Source organism: Bacillus sp. FJAT-28004 (assembly GCF_001280845.1).
GTDB lineage: Bacteria > Bacillota > Bacilli > Paenibacillales > Paenibacillaceae > Pristimantibacillus.
This window is the reverse complement of record NZ_LGHP01000002.1, coordinates 795,444-812,814: the sequence shown is the minus strand read 5'-3', so window position 1 is coordinate 812,814 and position 17,371 is coordinate 795,444. Positions and strand designations below refer to the sequence as shown.

16 protein-coding genes are annotated in these 17,371 nt (G+C 46.9%); 4 read left to right on the top strand and 12 right to left on the bottom strand.

What is annotated here, in order from left to right:
- Entirely contained in the window at positions 1–1,083 is a 1,083-nt protein-coding gene (locus AC787_RS25635) for a Gfo/Idh/MocA family protein (protein ID WP_054027789.1), read from the bottom strand.
- A 158-nt stretch (positions 1,084–1,241) separates the two neighbouring features.
- Between AC787_RS25635 and AC787_RS25630 the strand changes: the two genes are divergently transcribed.
- Positions 1,242–2,123, top strand: coding sequence for an AraC family transcriptional regulator (locus AC787_RS25630; protein ID WP_054027788.1), 882 nt, complete (start codon positions 1,242–1,244; stop codon positions 2,121–2,123).
- Between the two features lie 265 nt (positions 2,124–2,388).
- Here the strand turns inward: AC787_RS25630 and AC787_RS25625 are convergent, their stop codons facing one another.
- Positions 2,389–3,618, bottom strand: coding sequence for an MFS transporter (locus AC787_RS25625; protein ID WP_054027787.1), 1,230 nt, complete (start codon positions 3,616–3,618; stop codon positions 2,389–2,391).
- Between the two features lie 254 nt (positions 3,619–3,872).
- Here AC787_RS25625 and AC787_RS25620 point away from each other — a divergent pair, with 254 nt between their 5' ends.
- On the top strand, positions 3,873–4,481 hold the full coding sequence (locus tag AC787_RS25620) for a GntR family transcriptional regulator (RefSeq protein WP_321166166.1): 609 nt from the start codon (positions 3,873–3,875) through the stop codon (positions 4,479–4,481).
- 100 nt (positions 4,482–4,581) lie between these two features.
- Here the strand turns inward: AC787_RS25620 and AC787_RS25615 are convergent, their stop codons facing one another.
- Both AC787_RS25615 and AC787_RS25610 read right to left on the bottom strand, forming a co-directional pair.
- Positions 4,582–5,565: a Gfo/Idh/MocA family protein gene (locus AC787_RS25615; protein WP_054027785.1), complete on the bottom strand. Its 984-nt coding sequence runs from the start codon at positions 5,563–5,565 to the stop codon at positions 4,582–4,584.
- On the bottom strand, positions 5,562–6,593 hold the full coding sequence (locus AC787_RS25610; RefSeq protein ID WP_235561116.1) for an alcohol dehydrogenase catalytic domain-containing protein: 1,032 nt from the start codon (positions 6,591–6,593) through the stop codon (positions 5,562–5,564). The genes AC787_RS25615 and AC787_RS25610 overlap by 4 nt, the downstream gene beginning before the upstream one ends.
- A gap of 162 nt (positions 6,594–6,755) precedes the next feature.
- On the opposite strand from AC787_RS25610, the gene AC787_RS25605 reads away from it, so the two are divergent.
- Positions 6,756–7,652 (top strand): helix-turn-helix domain-containing protein, encoded by an 897-nt coding sequence (locus AC787_RS25605; protein ID WP_054027784.1) that lies wholly within the window; start codon positions 6,756–6,758, stop codon positions 7,650–7,652.
- A gap of 40 nt (positions 7,653–7,692) precedes the next feature.
- Here AC787_RS25605 and AC787_RS25600 read toward each other — a convergent pair whose 3' ends face one another.
- The 3 genes from AC787_RS25600 to fabF form a co-directional block, all read right to left on the bottom strand.
- Complete coding sequence (locus AC787_RS25600) at positions 7,693–8,523, bottom strand: uroporphyrinogen-III synthase (RefSeq protein ID WP_054027783.1); 831 nt, start codon at positions 8,521–8,523, stop codon at positions 7,693–7,695.
- A gap of 96 nt (positions 8,524–8,619) precedes the next feature.
- Entirely contained in the window at positions 8,620–9,699 is a 1,080-nt protein-coding gene (locus tag AC787_RS25595) for an AI-2E family transporter (protein ID WP_054027782.1), read from the bottom strand.
- A gap of 464 nt (positions 9,700–10,163) precedes the next feature.
- On the bottom strand, positions 10,164–11,402 hold the full coding sequence (gene fabF, locus AC787_RS25590; RefSeq protein WP_054027781.1) for a beta-ketoacyl-ACP synthase II: 1,239 nt from the start codon (positions 11,400–11,402) through the stop codon (positions 10,164–10,166).
- Positions 11,403–11,527: 125 nt separating this feature from the next.
- Between fabF and AC787_RS25585 the strand changes: the two genes are divergently transcribed.
- Positions 11,528–12,370 (top strand): helix-turn-helix transcriptional regulator, encoded by an 843-nt coding sequence (locus AC787_RS25585; protein ID WP_054028191.1) that lies wholly within the window; start codon positions 11,528–11,530, stop codon positions 12,368–12,370.
- Here the strand turns inward: AC787_RS25585 and AC787_RS25580 are convergent.
- The 5 genes from AC787_RS25580 to AC787_RS25560 are packed head-to-tail and all read right to left on the bottom strand — an operon-like array spanning position 12,367 to position 17,352.
- Positions 12,367–12,972, bottom strand: coding sequence for an ABC transporter ATP-binding protein (locus AC787_RS25580; protein WP_054027780.1), 606 nt, complete (start codon positions 12,970–12,972; stop codon positions 12,367–12,369). The two genes, AC787_RS25585 and AC787_RS25580, sit on opposite strands and share 4 nt — an antisense overlap.
- On the bottom strand, positions 12,962–13,885 hold the full coding sequence (locus AC787_RS25575) for an ABC transporter ATP-binding protein (protein WP_054027779.1): 924 nt from the start codon (positions 13,883–13,885) through the stop codon (positions 12,962–12,964). Before AC787_RS25575 ends, AC787_RS25580 begins: the two co-directional genes overlap by 11 nt.
- A gap of 45 nt (positions 13,886–13,930) precedes the next feature.
- Positions 13,931–14,791 carry an ABC transporter permease gene (locus tag AC787_RS25570; RefSeq protein WP_054027778.1) on the bottom strand — a complete coding sequence of 287 codons (861 nt, stop codon included), beginning with the start codon at positions 14,789–14,791 and terminating at the stop codon, positions 13,931–13,933.
- On the bottom strand, positions 14,788–15,783 hold the full coding sequence (locus AC787_RS25565) for an ABC transporter permease (RefSeq protein ID WP_054027777.1): 996 nt from the start codon (positions 15,781–15,783) through the stop codon (positions 14,788–14,790). Before AC787_RS25565 ends, AC787_RS25570 begins: the two co-directional genes overlap by 4 nt.
- Before the next feature lie 21 nt (positions 15,784–15,804).
- Positions 15,805–17,352, bottom strand: coding sequence for an ABC transporter substrate-binding protein (locus tag AC787_RS25560; protein ID WP_054028190.1), 1,548 nt, complete (start codon positions 17,350–17,352; stop codon positions 15,805–15,807).
- Between the last annotated feature and the right edge of the window lie 19 nt (positions 17,353–17,371).

Here is a 17,371-nt window from a genome sequence, read left to right as displayed (position 1 = left end):
TTATTTATTTAGATTCCAATCCAGCTTCACTTCATTGCCTGTGCGTGATGATTCATAAATCGCATCGAGCACAAGATTGTTCGTAAAACCAGTTAATACAGAAGAAATCGGCTGTTTGCCTTCACGGATGCACGCAAGGAAGTGACGGCTTAGACGAGCGCGTTCTCCTTCATCATTGTCTGATTTGCGCAAAACGCTTTCAATCGGGCGATCAAATTTTTCAGTAAGCAGCTTGCCTTCAGCACCGCGATAGCTTGCGCCGCCTTCTGAACCCATCACATGAATAAACGGCGAATTGTCCGTATCCATATGAACAGCCCAACTGACTTCAAGCGAGAGCGTACTGCCGTCTTCCATTTTAATTAGCGCCGTAGCCAAGTCCTCAACATCATAAGTTCCGTCCCAATCAGGTGTACCCCATGTGCCAATCCCTTTACGGTTAGGGCCAAACTCTGCATAGGTTGAGCCGTATACGGAAACCGGCTTCGGGTTGCCCATCAAATATAGCGCAAGGTCAAGCATGTGAACGCCGATATCGATAAGCGGGCCGCCGCCTGATTGATCCATTTGCGTAAACCATGTGCCCCAGCCTGGAATGCCTTTACGACGAAACCAGCCTGTTTTGGCCGTATAAATTTTCCCAAGCTCACCGCGCTCGATTTGTTCTTTAATTTGCATTGCAACGGATTCCCAGCGCATTTGATGAGCTACCATTACAACGCGATCTGCTGCTTCGCTTGCTCTCAATATTTGACGAGCAGCATCGCTGTTAATGCCCATTGGCTTCTCAATTAATACATGTTTGCCAGCTTCAAGAGCTTGCACGGCAAGCGGAGCATGAAATTGGTTAGGCACACCGATGATGACAGCATCGATGTCAGCTCGCCGAATCAACTCTTCATTTGAAGCCACCACATGCTCAATACCATATTGCTTGGCTATTTTCTCAGCGCGCGTCAAATCCAAATCAGTAATAGCCGTAATGATACACTCTTCGCCAAGCTTAGAAAATTCTCCTGCATGGACGTTGCCGATATTTCCTGCACCAATAATACCTATTCTAATCTTATTTTCTGTAGTCAATGAAATTCCTCCTATGCGTTTGAGTGAATCCTTGCTCATCAATAAGTACTCGTTTTTGGCAACACTTGATCTCACTATTTATGTTAGAATAAACGGGATGAGAAATCGTGCTTGTTTTTCGATAAAAGTCTCAGTTTTTCGGAGGAATGCATTCATTCATGACCTACATACCTGATTATTTGAAAACGTATCCAAATATGAACACCTCTTCTCCCCTTCACATTAGTTTAAACCGTCTTTACCATGGCTTCAGGCCGCATCGTCATGATTTCTTAGAGTTCTCATATGTGATCGACGGAAGAGGCTCTGAATCTATCAACGATGCCAAGCATCAAATGCTGCCTGGCACATTTACGTTTGTGCTCCCCTATCAGGTGCATGAGCTTTTTACTGAGCCTGGCAGTACACTTGTTCTTTATAATTGTATGTTCAGCATGGATTTGCTGATGGAGCCTGGACAAGAGGAAGGTCTTATGGACCTCATCGATCAGAACGCGCTGCAGCCATTCGTTCAACTCAGCGGTGCTGATAATGAACGAATGAAGCATTTAATAGAAGATATGTTTCACGAGTATACGGGGCAGGAGCCTTGGCGCCGCACGATGCTGCAAGTGCGGCTAAAGGAAATATTGGCTTTCTTTGACCGTTACCGCCGAAATCTTGCGCCGTCTGCTCCGACTTCAAAGCTCGCATCAAAATCCAGCGCCTCGGTATGGCCGATCATTCATTATATTCATCAACATTATCAAGACGAGCTTTCGCTATCTGACCTTGCAAGCCGCTTCTCACTAAGCATTTCTCGAATTAGTGAAGTTATAAAACAAACGACCGGTCAAACCTTCGTTCACTTCCTGCATGATTTGCGCTTGCGGCATGCTTGCAGCCTGCTTGTCTCTACAGATATGAGCGTCGCTGAAATTGCGCTGGAGGTCGGATATGGCTCATACAAAACCTTTTCCCGTATTTTCCGTGAAACAAAGGGCGTCGTGCCGAAAGATTACCGTAAAATGAAGCTTAGTCAGCAGCAGCTTGGCAAGTAGCTGTCTCTTTTAAACAAACAAGGGCTGTCTGGAGTAGATCATTCTACTCATTAGACAGCCCTTGCTCTGTTATATGTTTAGTGAAAAATAGACAAAACGAGGAATAAGATAGCTAGCAATACATAAATGACAAGCGAAACGATCATTAAAGTCCGCTTACTCACAGCGTTACTCCCCTCCCAGCACCGATTAGGCTATACACCATCATTGTATGTGGGCGGGGAAACCGCGGAAATTGTCCTAATGAGAAAATCGTCTGCGCGGATTAATCGGTTGCTTTAGCTTTGCGATCCGATGGCAGCAAAATCGTGAGCATGCCGAGCAAAGGCAAATATGAAGTGCAGCGAATAACAAACTCAATACCCATTGAATCTGCCAAATTACCGAGAACCGCCGAACCAATACCCCCGAGACCAAACGCCATTCCGAAAAACACACCCGATACCAGGCCGACTCGTCCTGGCAGCAATTCGTTCGCATAAACCAAAATGACGGAAAACGCAGATGCCAATATTAAGCCGGCAAAAAAGATCAGAATAACGGAAAATGTTAAATTGGCATATGGAAGCAGCAGCGCAAATGGCGCAGTTCCTAAGATCGAGAACCAGATCAAGCTGCGACGACTAAACTTATCTGCCAGCACGCCGCCGAGCAGCAAACCGATTACATTCGCTGCGAGAAAGACGAACAATACAATTTGTGCATGACTGACTGAGAGGCCAAAATGCTCGATCGCATAAAAAGAGTAATAGCTGCTGATCGCAGAAATGTAGACGTTTTTGGAAAACACAAGAATCATTAAAATCGTTAATGCAAATATGACCTTGCCGGTGGACACATTCAGTTTAGAGACCGGCTTTGCCGCCTGCTTCGTGCTCTTATTCGGCACAAGCGCGAGCTGCTTGCCGTACCATTTGGCCACATTGAATTGAATGACAATCCCGATCATAACGACTAGAGCAAACCAAATAACTCCGCGCTGGCCTGTGTGCACGAACAGCACAGCTGTCATGATCGGTGCAAGCGATTGTCCAATATTTCCGCCAAATTGAAAGATGGACTGCCCTGTACCTTTTTTCACGCCAGCTGCCAAATAGGAGACGCGCGCAGAGGCTGGATGAAAGACGGCTGAGCCAATTCCAATGAACATAACGGCAGCCATGACCATCCAGAATTGCGAGGCATAAGAAAGAGCAGCAACGCCTCCCATCGTGAATAACATGCCAATAGGCAGCAGCATCGGCTTCGGATGCGAATCAGACAATATGCCGATAACAGGCTGAAGCAGTGCTGCTGTTAAATTAATCATCAAAGAGATCAATCCAATTTGGGCAAAGCTCAGTGAAAGTGAATCCTTCAAAATAGGAAATAATGCCGGTACGACCGATTGGATCGTGTCATTAATCAAATGCACGAAGCTAATGGCAAACAACAACGGGTATATCGTTTTTAAAGCGGACGGCGACGTTGCAATGGAAGCTTGAGTGCTAGACATACGGTTTTCTCCTAACTTCAAATAAAATGTAATATGTAATATATCGCATATTATATTTCCTCAAACAAATAAAAGCAATAAATTCCTTTTTTAAAATTTTTGACATTTGCTTCAATGAATGTACCTGCGATATATTATATATTGTTGAATCTGCTATCACATTTATAATGAAACAATAAAATAAAGGAGGGTCTCCGCTGCCTATCCCAACAGATTATTCAACACCCGTTAGACTATCCGCTAAGGAGCGTACCTTGAGCCAGCTGCAAAAATGGATTATCGATGGTACTCTTCAGCCCGGAGAGAAGCTCAATGACTCAGAGCTTGCCGAGGCACTTGGCGTAAGCCGCACCCCGATTAGGGAAGCCTTTCAATTGCTTGAGGTTCAAGGTCTCATCCAGATGTTTCCGGGCAAAGAAACACGAGTTACGACGCTTGCCAAGGAAGATATTCTAAAGCTCTATGCGCCGCTTACTGCCCTTCATACCTTAGCGGCTGAACTCGCCGCCGAGAATATTCAGCAAGAGCATATTGAGCAGCTGCGAGCCATTAATGCAAACTTCAGTGAAAAAGTGAGCAAAGAGCAGCTCTATGAAGCGATGGAATATGATGAGGAGTTCCATGAGACGATCCTGCATATTGCGAATAACCAGCATATTCTCTCCTTCTGCTCCTCCCTTCAACTACATATTAGAAGATACAAATACATCTTTTTCAAACGGCCGAATTGGGAAACCCATACAGCTGCGTCGGATCATGAGTCCATCATCCAAGCGCTTGAAGCACATGATGCTGAAGCTGCCTCCCGCTTGATGAAACTTAATTTAATTAGGCCTCTTGAGCATTTGGATAAAATCCTGTGAGCGAGTAGTATCGCGTTTCACCCTAACGAAAAAAGTGATTAAGCTGTCGTACAGGTCGCTTAATCACTTTTTTGTATGGCTAACTGGGTCACGGGCTCCTCTACGTCTGAATCCGTTTCCCCGTCTCGAACGATTCAATCGCTGCATGGGCTAACTGAAGCGCTCTGAAGCCCGACGCAGCGTGAATGGGAGGCGCTTCACCAGCACGGAATGCACCGAGCATATGATCAAAATGTTTGTCAAACGTAAGGTGGAATTCCCGCTCCAGATCATTGAAATAACCTGCCTGCCAAACTTCGGCTGTCTCGCTTCCCGATTCTTGGAACGTAAATCGTTTCACTGTATCTTCTATGGTCACTCTGCCTTTTAAGCCATTAAGCTCCATCGCATGGGTTTGAGTGTATGCATACGAGGAGTCATAAGAGCCGAGCAGCGTTCCTACTGCGCCGGAGCGGAATTGCAAAGCTAATGCCATCGTTGAGAAGCCGTTTCCGGTTTTATCCGTCATTTGTGCCATCATCGATTCAATGGGGCCGCATAAGTGCTCAAGCATATCAAATCCGTGACATTGGGTTTCTATTAGATTGCTATGCGGATGATCACTCGTACCTTCGCCGCCAAACCGCCATGAAGCGAATACAAGCTCTCCTAACCGTCCCGCATCTAATGCCTCCTTAGCCTTCTGAACAGCAGTCGCGTAGCGGTGATTAAAATTAATTGCAAAAAACAGCTCCCGCTTCGCCGCTTCCGCAAGTAACAGATCAGCTTCCTTAAGATCGAATACGAGCGGCTTTTCCACCAATAATGGAACACCTGCTTGAATAACCTGCAAGGTCGCTTCGAAATGCCCTTGATTCGGCAAGCATAAGCTAACGAAGTCCGGCCGTTCCGTCTCCAGCATCTCTGCTATATTCGTATAAGCATTTGTCCCAAACTCATCCGCTCTTGCCCTTGTTCTGTCAGCATCTCTTCCAACAACGGCGCAAAAATCAACATCTTTACGCGCATCGAAAATACGCGCATGGTGATAGCCCCACCCGCCAGCTCCGATTAACGCGACCTTTACTCGCTCCTCGCTGCTCATTGCTCAATGACCACCTTTCCCGTATCCCCTTGGAAAAACAACTCAAAGGCTTCTCGCATCGATTGTGGTCCAAAACGGTGCGTAATAATTTGACTTAAATAAGGCAGATGCTCACTCATCAAGCGATGATTATCCGCAAGCTCGCTAAACGGAAAATACTCGCTGCCAAGCACCGCTCTCTCGGTCGCAATCAAATCGGAGGAAACTTGCAAATTCAACTCTTGGCCATGACCAATGCATACAAGCACGCCGCGGTGATTAAGCGCTTGCAAAGCCGCCCCGCGAGCTATTGTTCTGCCGCTCGTATCAAACGCTGCATCAATTCTGTTTACGCCTGCAGCCGACAATCCCGCTTCAAGCGATGTTTCCGCCAAATTGATCGGAATAGCACCCATTCGTTCTGCCAGTTCTAACCGATAAGGTGTAAAATCCATAATAAATACGGGCAGCTCTTCGCCCAGCAGCAGCTTTGCCATCGCTAGCACCGCTAACCCGATCGGACCTGCACCAGCGATGACGATCGATTCAATATCGCCATGCACAAGCTGTGCTCTGCGAATAGCATGACCGCCTGTCCCCATAATATCAAGCAAAATCGTTGCTTCAGCCAACGGAATTGCAGCATCCACTGCAAAAAAAACATTTTCGTTCACGACCATGTAAGGCCCGTAACCACCATCATGAGAGAAACCATAATCTGCACGCTTACCTAAGCATTGGTTCGTATACCCTCGCTTGCAGCTGCGGCATTGTCCGCAAAAATCCATTAGAAATACAACGCCATGGGTACCCAAATCCGTGATTGTATCCGCGCCTGCTGCGACGACGATGCCTGCCGCCTCATGACCAGGCGTAGTTGCGGAGCCGTTGTAGAACTGTCCACGCTCCGAGCCGCATAAAGCGTTTGCTTTGACCTGCAGCAGCAGCTGGCCGGCTCCTGGAGTCGGCACCTGTTTCTCTATGTAGTCAATCTTCCCATCTCCCAAAAATCTCGGTATAGTCATCACGTCTGGAATCATTATGCTCATCTTAATATCCCTCCATTTTCATGTCATTATCCTCGGCTATTTCTATTGCATACCTCTATAATAAAGCTAATAATAAAGGGAATCATGTAAAAAACATCGAAATAACTTGTCAAAAACAATGATAATGAACGAATACATAAAATGATATGGAGGCGATTAGCCATGAGTTCGCAGCAGCATAGCTGGAATGAGCATCCCGTCCTGCCGTTTATTCGGCTTTGCTACCGTTTTAAAGAAACATCATTTTTTCAAGGTGAACGACGTCTGCTCGATTATTTGTTTTTATATATGGAAGAAGGCCGTTATTTGCTTACAGTCGAGGGGGTTGAATATGAGCTGCTCCCTGGTGATTTTGCACTTATTCAGCCTGGAATGCTATTTACAACTAAAGGATATGGGCGCTGCGTTGTACCGAACACCCATCTTGATTTTTTTTATAATCCGAATCGAGAGCTAAGTTTTGTAACGACTCCTGGCCAGACGAACTTGGAGCCCTATGCAGAGCTGAAGCAGCCGCAGTTAAACGACTTCCCAAACCTTCAGCTGCCCATCAAGCTGAAGCCGCGTCATCCGGAACCATTCAAAGAGCTGCTGAACCGGATGATTGAGCATTTTAATAACAACGATATTCAAAACGTCCTGCATGCCCAAAAGCTAGCGATGGAGCTGCTCCTTCTGTTGATCGGCGACTTTGAGACTACAGGCTCCTTGGCGTTTGAGGATCAGCAGTTCGTAACGAAGATGAAAGCTTTTATTTCCTTTCACCTATCCGGCACAATCTCTGTGGAAACGATGGCGAAGCATGCAGGATATTCCGAATCCCACTTCAACGTTATTTTCCATCACTATTTCGGAGCAACACCACATCAGTTTATTGTTAATTTGCGATTGGAGAAAGCAAGCGAGCTATTAGCCTCAACGGAGCTTAAGCTCGATTTAATTGCGGAGTATTGCGGCTTCGCGAACGCCTCTCATTTCTCGAAAGCATTCAAGAAATGTTATGGCCTATCACCAAGGCATTTCAGAAACGACCTTAAAAATAAAATAAAGGCAGTCTAAAACACCGTTTACGTGTCTAAGACTGCCTCTTCTCTATAATTTATACTTCCTTGCCTTCAGCCTGCTCATAATAACGCCCAATTTCGATAACTAAAGCGCCCATCCTCTCGAGTTCCGGGACAATGATTCTTTCCACGCCATACTCCTTCAAAGCTGCTGCCGTTACTTTACCAACTGCGGCAGCCACAATATGCTGACCAAAAATGTTCAACAAAAGTTCCTTGCGGCCCGATTCAATTGCATGCTTGAACAAATAGTGAACCTGTACCGCAGTGGTGAAGCAGACCGTATCCACCGTGCCTGCAGCAAGCTCGCTCAGCAGCATCTCTACTGTAGCAGCATCCGGTGGAACATGCTTATAGGGCAGTACCGATTCTACTTGCGAAGCGCCCTTATTTTCGAGAAAACGTACAAGCTTTGGCGCTGACTCTCCATGAAGCTGTATCCATACGATTTGCCCTTCAAAATCAAAGGCTGCCAGGTTTTCTATAAGTCCATCCATCGTACCATCATCCGTGCTAACAACTGCTTTAAGGCCTGTCCGCTTAAGGAATGCGGATGTTTTGTAGCCCCTTGTACCAATTTTCGCCTCAGCCAGCCTATCGAGCACTGCTTGTTTTAAGCCCAAACCATCCGCTGTGTTAATTAACTGTTCCGATCCCATTCCCGTGGTCAAAATAACCCAATCCGCGCCCTGCTTTGCGAAATTACGCAGCGGCTCTTCCAAAAGCTCTTCATCAAACATCGTTAATCCTTGAAGCGAACGAACGATTGGAATACCACCCTGCTTTTCTATCACCATGCCCATCTCATCCGTTTTCCGAGATCCAGCAATTACGATTCGTTTCCCTTGCAATGCGTTTATGCTCATCGTTATCACGCCACCGTACTTTCGGTAAATTTGCCTTAGCCGACGTCATTATACCAGAAGAAGCAATGATACGCACCCATTATGTTACAATCCTGGTTAAGCATTTTCCCATTTTTGTTTGAAGAATAGCTCGTAAACTTTGCAATAAACGATTTTCAAAATCATATAAACCGGAATAATGAGCAGAATGCCTAGAATCCCTGCTATATCTCCGCCAACAAGCACCAGGATGATCGTCGTCATTGGATGAATATCAAGCTGCTTGCCAAAAACGTATGGTGAAATCAGATTATCCTGTATTTGCTGCGCCACCGTAATTATGACAATAGACCAGATCGCGATGGACGGTGCTTCAATGAAGCCGATGATGACAATCGGTATGGAAGAAAGAAACGATCCGATAAATGGAATAAAGTTCAAAATGACCGCCACTACGGTCAGCAGCATTGCATAAGGCAAATCGATAATAAGAAAGCCGACATACATCAGTACGCCAAGCGCTACATTCACGATGACTCTGCCTACGATAAAGCTGCTGAGCATATGATCAATATCGTCCATGACCTCTTTGCCGTGAAGACGAAACCTTTTTGGGATAAAGCTGACGATTTGGTCTCCAAATTTACCGCCTTCCTTCAGCATATAGAACAGTAAAATTGGGAATGTAATAAGCACAATCGCAAAATTCGAGAAAAAAGAAAACAATCCCGATAAATATTCGGTAAGTACCGTGAACCCCTTATTTAAATACTCGGTCAGTTTTGATAACAAATTCGAATCCTGCGGCAAAAAAGCCGACAAAAAGCCATTATGCTCAAGCTCTGCAACCTGCTCGCTTAACGTGGTGAACAGAGTCGGTGCATTTTCGACCAAATTAATGAGCTGCGTTCGTAAGGAAGGCCATACCAAGATGCTAAAACCGACCATAATATTGGAAAAAACCAAATAAATGAGCAAAATCGCAATCGTCCGATTGACCTTATGACGCTCCATCACATTTACGAGCGGACGGAGCAAGTAATAGAAAAATCCTGCAAGCATTAACGGAACGATAATCATACTGAATAAGGAAAGCACGGGCTTAAAAATAAATGAAACACGCGACCCCAAGTAAATAATAATCAATACCAAAATAATCGTGAAGCACCATCTAAAGAATCGATTATGTCTGGCCATACTTACACCTTCTTCTCTTTTTAACTGCTCTTTTCATAAATAGGTTACATAACCTTTACCCTTTCTAGCATCAGTTGAATCGTTCGAAACAATGGTCTTTTCTTCCTGCCGCTAGCCACAACATCTACATTGCACTTTGTGCAACAGAATCCTTATTAGAAAGTGGCGCATATTGCTTGGTTGCAGTTCCTGCAGCAGAAATCACCATTTTCAACTAGTTAGTCATTCTTTAGCGCGTTTCTATTGCAATTCTGCAGTGCAGCCTCATTTTTCACGGGTCATGTCAGGTTTCTATTGTAGTTTCTGCAATGAGCCAGAGAGCTTAGTGTATGAGTTGAGGTTGTGTGGGATAGGTATTGAGAGTGATATGTGTTCGGGGTGATGGTGCGGCCTTGGATCTTTCACAAAATAAAAAAGCCGGGTCAACGGTAGTTATCCGTCAGCCCAGCTTTTCACTCCTTAATTCAAGACTGAAATTTCTTCAAAATAATGACCGCATTATGACCACCAAAGCCGAAGGAATTGGACATAGCTACATTAATTTCCGCTGCCCGCGCTTTGTTCGGCACATAATCGAGATCACAAATGGGGTCTGGTTCCTCTTGATTGATCGTTGGAGGTATAATCCCCTCCTGCATGCTCTTCACTAGAGCAATCGCCTCTACGCCGCCCGCTGCGCCAAGCATATGTCCCGTCATCGATTTGTTCGCCGTCACCGGAATTCGATACGCTTGCTCACCAAACAGCTTCTTGATGGCTGCCGTTTCTGATCGGTCTCCGATTTCCGTACTGGTGGCGTGTGCGCTGATTAGATCAATCTGATTAGGTTCCACACCAGCTTCCCGCAATGCATGTTTCATTGCCTGATAAGCACCGATACCCTCTGGGTGAGTGGCGACCATATGATATGCATCAGAGCTTGCGCCATAACCGATGACTTCCGCATGAATGCGAGCGCCTCTGCTCAAAGCATGTGTCAACGATTCGAGTATAAGAATGCCTGCGCCTTCAGCCATTACGAAACCGTCGCGCCCTGCATCAAATGGTCTACTTGCCGAAGCTGGCGCTTCGTTACGCGTGGATACCGAAGTCGCGTTGCCGAAGCTGGCAAGCGAAATATCCGTTACTGCCGCTTCCGTTCCTCCTGCAATAACAACATCTGCGCTGCCAGACCGAATGAGCCGCCAAGCTTCACCAATGGCCGTATTTCCGATGGAGCAGGCGGTTACCGGTGACATCGACGGTCCCTGCGTACCGAACCGAATGCTGATCATCGCCGCTGCCATATTGGCAATCATCATCGGAACAAGCGTTGGACTAACACGATCAGGACCACGCTTTTGCAGAACTTCGGCTTGATCAAGCAATGTTTGTATGCCGCCAATACCAGAGCCAACATAAACACCAACGCGCTCCCGATCCGTATCATCCACCCTGAGTGATGCATCCTCCAGCGCTTGTTCGGCAGCCGCTAGCGCAAACTGGCTAAATCGATCCATTCGACGGACTTCTTTTCTTCCAAATAAAGCTTCTCCGTCAAAATCCCTTACGATACCTGCAATTTTCGATTTATGTCTGCTTGTATCAAATGTATCAATGGTTGAAATACCAGATTGTCCGTGAACCAATCCATCCCAAAAACGTTCCACACTGTTCCCTAGCGGCGAGATGACACCCATCCCAGTAATAACGACACGTTCCATCTTAAATCCCCCTTCGTTTCATCCTTTATGGAAGTAGTTTGTCATAGTTTTTATCCTATTACAAGTTGTAGCTTATTATAGTATAATGAGTACTACTATAATGATGTTCGGAGATGGGAACCTTGATTAATCGAGAGACTAGACTACAGGCGCTATCATCCTTTCTAAAATCGAAGCGAGCCAAAATCATGCCAGAGGACGCTGGTTTCCCTGTCGGAACACGCCGAAGAACACCCGGTTTAAGACGTGAGGAGGTCGCTCAGCTTGCTGGCGTCAGTACTACCTGGTATACGTGGCTCGAGCAAGGCAGAGATATTCAAGTATCAGCCTCTGTTCTGGATTGTGTGGCAGCAGCTCTACAATTGAATGACGACGAACGGGAATATTTATATGCCCTCGCCCTTGGCTCTGGACAAGGTGCGCTGCCTATTAATGAGGAGCAGACAGAAATTACGCCCTCTTTAAGAAGAATCCTCAAGGAGCTCCGCTTCTGCCCGACGATTATATCGGATCGGCGCTGCCAAATCGTTGGTTGGAACGAAGCCGCCTCGCATGTGTTCATGGACTTTGACCAGATTCCAGCCGAACAGCGAAATATGATTGAGCTGTTGTTCACAAGGAAAGAGTTTCGCAGACTTGCGGGAAACTGGGAGCATTTTGTAGGTGGATTTCTTGCTATCTTTCGTGCCTATTACGGTCAATACGTACAGGATGAATGGTATGAGCGGTTTATTGAAGAGATGAAGGGGAGCCATCCGGAGTTTCAGTACCTTTGGGAGCAAAGCCAGGTCAGCTCTGCTCCAGATGTACTGCTCGAATTTCGACATGCACGAGTAGGAAAAATGTTGTTTCATCTGACCTCTTTTCAAGTAAAAGGAAATACCGATCTGAGATGCAGCGTCTATACGCCAGCCCCTGAAACGTCGACGGAAGCTAAGCTGCGTAGATTAATGGGCGGACAAGACTAGTGTTCACTTGAGAATGAAATCGTTCGATTGCAAATTTTGTTCACTAGCGTATGATCATGACTAATGATGAGCAATCCAATCTGACGAGCATGGGCAATTTCAAGCACCTTCTGCCAAATTTGCGCCTGTGTAATTGCATCAAGCATCGTTGTCATTTCATCTGCAATCAGAAATTTAGTGTCTGGTCCGAGAGCTCTCGCAATACAGCAGCGCTGGAGCTCCCCTCCTGACAGCTCATTCGGAAAACGTCGCAGCCACTGCGCTTTAATGCCAAGCGCCTCAAGCAGCGCAGCATCCGGAGACCAACCTTCTGTGATTGTTTTTTCCATCCGCCATCTTGGATTAACCGCACGCTCTGGATGCTGAAAAATCATTTGTACAGGATCAGAGCCTTGATTGTTCTTATTTCGGCCATCAACCAACACTTCACCTGTAATAGGTTTCATATAACCTGCCAATAACCTGCCTAATGACGTTTTCCCGCTTCCGCTTGGTCCAATTAGACCGACGACCTCTCCAGGCTGTATCGCAATGTTAAAATGGTTAAATAACCATAGCCCTCCTGCATAACGCCAGCCGAGATTCCTTCCTTCAAGTAGCATGGACACACCTCACCATTCCGCTCCTAATGTCGCGAGCCGCCGGCCTGCTGTCTTCACAAATGTCCGTTGCCATGCTGCAGCGTTCAGCAAAGAGACATCCCGATATGTCCGAGTTTCTTGCAGGCTGCGTTCCAGCTATCGGTACGAAACCATTTTGCGGCAGCGCACGCCACAAGGCGCGGCTGTAAGGATGCCTGAGCTGTTCACCATTTCCATGAAAATCACTGGCAGGAGCGACCTCAACTGCTGTCCCCGCATAAAATACGGCCACCTTATCCGCAATTCGAAGCGCTGCTTCAATGTCATGCGTGATAAACAACACGGCACAGCCTCCTTCGGCCAGCTGCTTGAAGTGTCCGAGTGCCTCCGCGACATCACCTGGATGCATACCTGGCGTAGGTTCGTCTGCGATAATCAGCCTAGTTCTTCCAATTGCAGCCGTCGAGACAAGCACCTTACGAGCCATGCCTCCGGAGAGCTGAAACGGAAAGAGCCTCTCCACATGCTCTCCAAGCTGAAACCGATCAAATAACCCTCTTCGCTCTTTAAGCTGCTCAGCTCCATCTGCGCGCGTGCGAAGCTGCTCGCCTACTCGCATTAACGGATCAAGAAAACTTACCGATTGTGGCACAAGAGCAATTTCCTTACCGCGGTAGCGCTTAAGCTTAGCTTCATTAAGCAGCTCTCCACCGTATGAGATGTTTCCCGACATCACAACATTTTTGGGCAAAATACCCATAATCGCGTGAGCAAGCAAACTTTTTCCCGATCCGCTTGCTCCAACAACGGCTACGATTTCACCTTCATTAATGGCAAAATCCAGCTCATCGATAATCGTGACCTTTTCCTGCAAACTGCCTTTCACATATTGCATAAAGGAAATGGATAGTTTATTCACCTCAAGCAGAGGCATATGGACCCCTCCCTCCGTATTTATCAATATCGTCTACGATAAACGTCATAGCTGAGCATTCCGTGGATCAACGAGCTGTCGCAAATGATTGCCAAGCTTATCAAATGCGCGAACGGTTAACAGCAAGCCGAGTCCCGGAAATACAGCCAGCCACCACATCCCCGTCGATAAATATCGCATGGATTCAGAAAGGATAATTCCGATAGCAGGCTGATGCGGTGACATGCCTAGACCCAAAAAGGTAATCGCCGCTTCATGCAGCACGGCATGAGGAAACAAAAGCAGAAAACCAACCAATAATTGCGGAAATAAATGAGGCGCTAAGTGCCGAGCAGCAACAGACAAGCGTGATCTTCCAAGCTTCCTCGCAACAAGCACATATTCCGCTGACATCAGCTGCATGGCCTCTGCCCGAATGACCCGAGCAAGGCTTGGCCAATGCGTTAGCATAATTCCGATGGCAACCCCTTTAAGGCCTCCCCCACAAACAAAAGCAATCAATATGAGTAATACGAGATGGGGGACGCTTAGAAAAACATCAATCAGCCATGAAATGATACGATCAGCTGTTTTCCCAAGCGTTGCCGCCATCAGTCCCATCATTGACGCAATGATTACGCTGCAGACCGATCCTAGCAGCCCCACTTGAATACTTAAAGCAAGTCCCTTCACGGTGCGGGAAAGCATATCTCTTCCAAGCCAATCCGTTCCAAATAAGTGAGCGAACGACGGAGGTAAATTCCGATTATCCAGCTGAACAGAAAGCCCCGAAGAATCAAGCAGCCAGCTGCCTATACCTATGCTTGTCAGCAGAATGGCTGCGCCCGTTGCGGATACAAGCGTTCGCCTCCGTTCATTTGGACGTTTCCTAGCTGTAGGTTTCTGAACAGACGTGAGCTGACTCATCCTCGCTCCTCCTTCCCGTACCTCAGCCTTGGATCAACCATACGGTAGAAATAATCGGCTAGAGCATTGCCTGTGAAAACAAAGATCGTGCTGCATAGTACAAGTCCCATTAGCAGCGGTACATCGCCACGAAGACCTGCTTCTACCGTCGCTTGTCCAAGTCCCGGATAAGAAAACACCTGCTCTGCAAGTACGGCTCCCCCGAACAATTCGCCAAATGAAGCAAACTGCAGCGTAATGGCGGGCAATGCAATGTTGCGAAGACCATGTCTAAGAAAAAGGCTCAGACCGTATTCTCCTCTTGCTCTTGCAAACAAATAATAATCGCTTTCCATGACATCAATCAGTTTCTGGCGTGTATGCAGCGCAATCGGTGCGATGCCCACGACACTTAGTGTAATACCAGGCAAAATCATATGACGCACATAATCAGCCACGGTTACGCTTCCTTCTAATACCCCAGCAGGGACACCGAGCCCCACTGGGAGCCAGCCGAGCCATACGGCAAAAATCATCATGAGCAGCAATCCGATCCAAAAGGCGGGTGTCGAAGCCAGCGTATAACAATAGCTTTTGATCAGTCGGTCGAGCCATGAATCCTTCTTCATTGCTGCGGCCACGCCAGCAATGAATCCAATGATGCCTGACAGCATCCACGCAAACGCCATAAGCAGCACCGAATGCAAGAATCGGTCGGCGATGACCTTCGTTACGGCCTCGCGGTAAATCATAGAGGTTCCCATATCGCCATGAAGCAGCGCAGATGCCCATTTCATAAAGCGTTCCGCAAATGGTCGGTCCAGCCCCCAATAAGCAGCTATCTGCTCCCGTTGCTCAGCCCCCACGCGCATGACATCTGCTCCAATATACGATTGCACGGGGTCAATTGGCGATAATGCAACAAGCGCAAAGGTAATGATACTGACCGAAGCGAGCAGCGCAATCAAACGAATGAACTTTTTTCCTACAAAAACGGCGACTCCCTGTATCATTCTAACAACCTCTCCTGAGCGCTACTCTTTCCAGCTCCAGCTCTCAATATTGTCCGTTACCGGCCATCCATGGCCATGCGGCTGTATACGCTGCTTCCCGATGTCGAGCCCATCCTTCACCAGAAACAGATGATCAATATTAACGAGCCACGCCCAAGGCGCATCACCTTTTACGCTAAGTCCCGTTTGACCGTCCCATTGCGCTTTTTTCCAATAGGTTAGCGCTTCCTCTTCCGTACGTGCATCTAATGCTTGTTCGAACAACTTGTCCACGGCCACGTTGCTGTAATAACCCGTGTTGTAATAGTCGACTCCACCAAATGTACTGCTATATATATTGTACATTTCGAGAGGATCGTGACTGCCCCATCCTAACAGCATCGCATTGGAATGCATCAGATTCTCAAGCTCGTCCCAGCTTTTGCCCTCGACCAAAATTTGAATGCCAGCTGCCTTCGCCATTTCCGCCGCAGCAAGTGCCAGCGATTGCCGTGTAACGTCTCCTGACGGATAAAGAAGCGTAAATTCCGCTTTCAATGTCCCTTTTTCGACGATACCATCACTATTGCTGTCCTCCCAACCGCCGACCGCTAATATTTTCGCAGCAGCTGCGGCATCATTATCCTTGATCTTGGTCTCTTCATTCCACCATGGAAGCCCATCATTCGCTGTGTAGGCTGGTGATCCGTGCCCGTCCAATATGCCATCGACTAACTTCTGACGATCGATTACCCTATTGACAGCAAGGCGTATGGCTTTATCCGCGGTTACATCATTGCCTATCGGATAGCCCTCTTCCGTTTTGCCGCCAGCCTTGACATATGGGAATGATATTCCGCGGTTATCTACCGTCTTCACCGCTTCAATCCGCATGCCAGCAACCTTTTGCTTACTAAAAGCTGACGGAATATAAGCAAGATCAACGCTGCCTGCCTTTGCCGCTGCGAATGCTCCATCCTCATTTAAAAATAAAAAAGTAAGCTTTTGAAAATAGGGCTTATCTCCATAATAGTTCGCATTCGCCTTTACGATTAACTGCTGTCCGCGATCCCATTGTACAAATGTAAACGGACCTGAACCGATTGGCTTTTCCGCATAAGTGCTTGTATAAGCATGCTTAGGTACAATGCCAGTCGTTATGAGATAATAAACAAAAGTCGATTGCGGTTTCTTCAAATGAAACACAACTTCGTTATTCCCTGCTTCTACGCTTGCCAAATTGGTCAGATCAATCGCTGCTCCATTGCTGGCAGCTGTGTCGAATGTAAACTTCACATCCTCAGACGTTAGCGGCTTTCCATCGGAGAATACAACATCCTCCCGAAGTTTGACCGTCCATGACTTGCCATCCTCGCTAACCTGGTATTCAGTCGCCAAATCTTTGACAATATTCAAATCATCGTCACGTTTCAGGAGCGTGCTCTGGAACAACGGAGAACCGTAGCGTCCCCAGCCCTTGGTCGGATCAAAGCCTGTATCCGGTTCAGATCCTATCGCGACGATTAGCTCATCTGATTTTGCAGCTTTGTCTGCCGGCTTCGCACCGCTGCACCCTGAGAAGATAAGCATGACAATGATTGCGTAAGTT

What these genes read in the sequence shown, in the direction of transcription:
- AC787_RS25560 (WP_054028190.1), bottom strand. Translation starts at nt 17,352, where the DNA reads ATGCTTATCTTCTCAGGGTGCAGCGGTGCGAAGCCGGCAGACAAAGCT.
- AC787_RS25595 (WP_054027782.1), bottom strand. Translation starts at nt 9,699, where the DNA reads ATGGCCAGACATAATCGATTCTTTAGATGGTGCTTCACGATTATTTTG.
- AC787_RS25630 (WP_054027788.1), top strand. Translation starts at nt 1,242, where the DNA reads ATGACCTACATACCTGATTATTTGAAAACGTATCCAAATATGAACACC.
- AC787_RS25615 (WP_054027785.1), bottom strand. Translation starts at nt 5,565, where the DNA reads ATGAGCAGCGAGGAGCGAGTAAAGGTCGCGTTAATCGGAGCTGGCGGG.
- AC787_RS25580 (WP_054027780.1), bottom strand. Translation starts at nt 12,972, where the DNA reads ATGCTACTTGAAGGAAGGAATCTCGGCTGGCGTTATGCAGGAGGGCTA.
- fabF (WP_054027781.1), bottom strand. Translation starts at nt 11,402, where the DNA reads ATGGAACGTGTCGTTATTACTGGGATGGGTGTCATCTCGCCGCTAGGG.
- AC787_RS25600 (WP_054027783.1), bottom strand. Translation starts at nt 8,523, where the DNA reads ATGAGCATAAACGCATTGCAAGGGAAACGAATCGTAATTGCTGGATCT.
- AC787_RS25570 (WP_054027778.1), bottom strand. Translation starts at nt 14,791, where the DNA reads ATGAGTCAGCTCACGTCTGTTCAGAAACCTACAGCTAGGAAACGTCCA.
- AC787_RS25575 (WP_054027779.1), bottom strand. Translation starts at nt 13,885, where the DNA reads ATGCCTCTGCTTGAGGTGAATAAACTATCCATTTCCTTTATGCAATAT.
- AC787_RS25565 (WP_054027777.1), bottom strand. Translation starts at nt 15,783, where the DNA reads ATGATACAGGGAGTCGCCGTTTTTGTAGGAAAAAAGTTCATTCGTTTG.
- AC787_RS25610 (WP_235561116.1), bottom strand. Translation starts at nt 6,593, where the DNA reads ATGAGCATAATGATTCCAGACGTGATGACTATACCGAGATTTTTGGGA.
- AC787_RS25605 (WP_054027784.1), top strand. Translation starts at nt 6,756, where the DNA reads ATGAGTTCGCAGCAGCATAGCTGGAATGAGCATCCCGTCCTGCCGTTT.
- AC787_RS25625 (WP_054027787.1), bottom strand. Translation starts at nt 3,618, where the DNA reads ATGTCTAGCACTCAAGCTTCCATTGCAACGTCGCCGTCCGCTTTAAAA.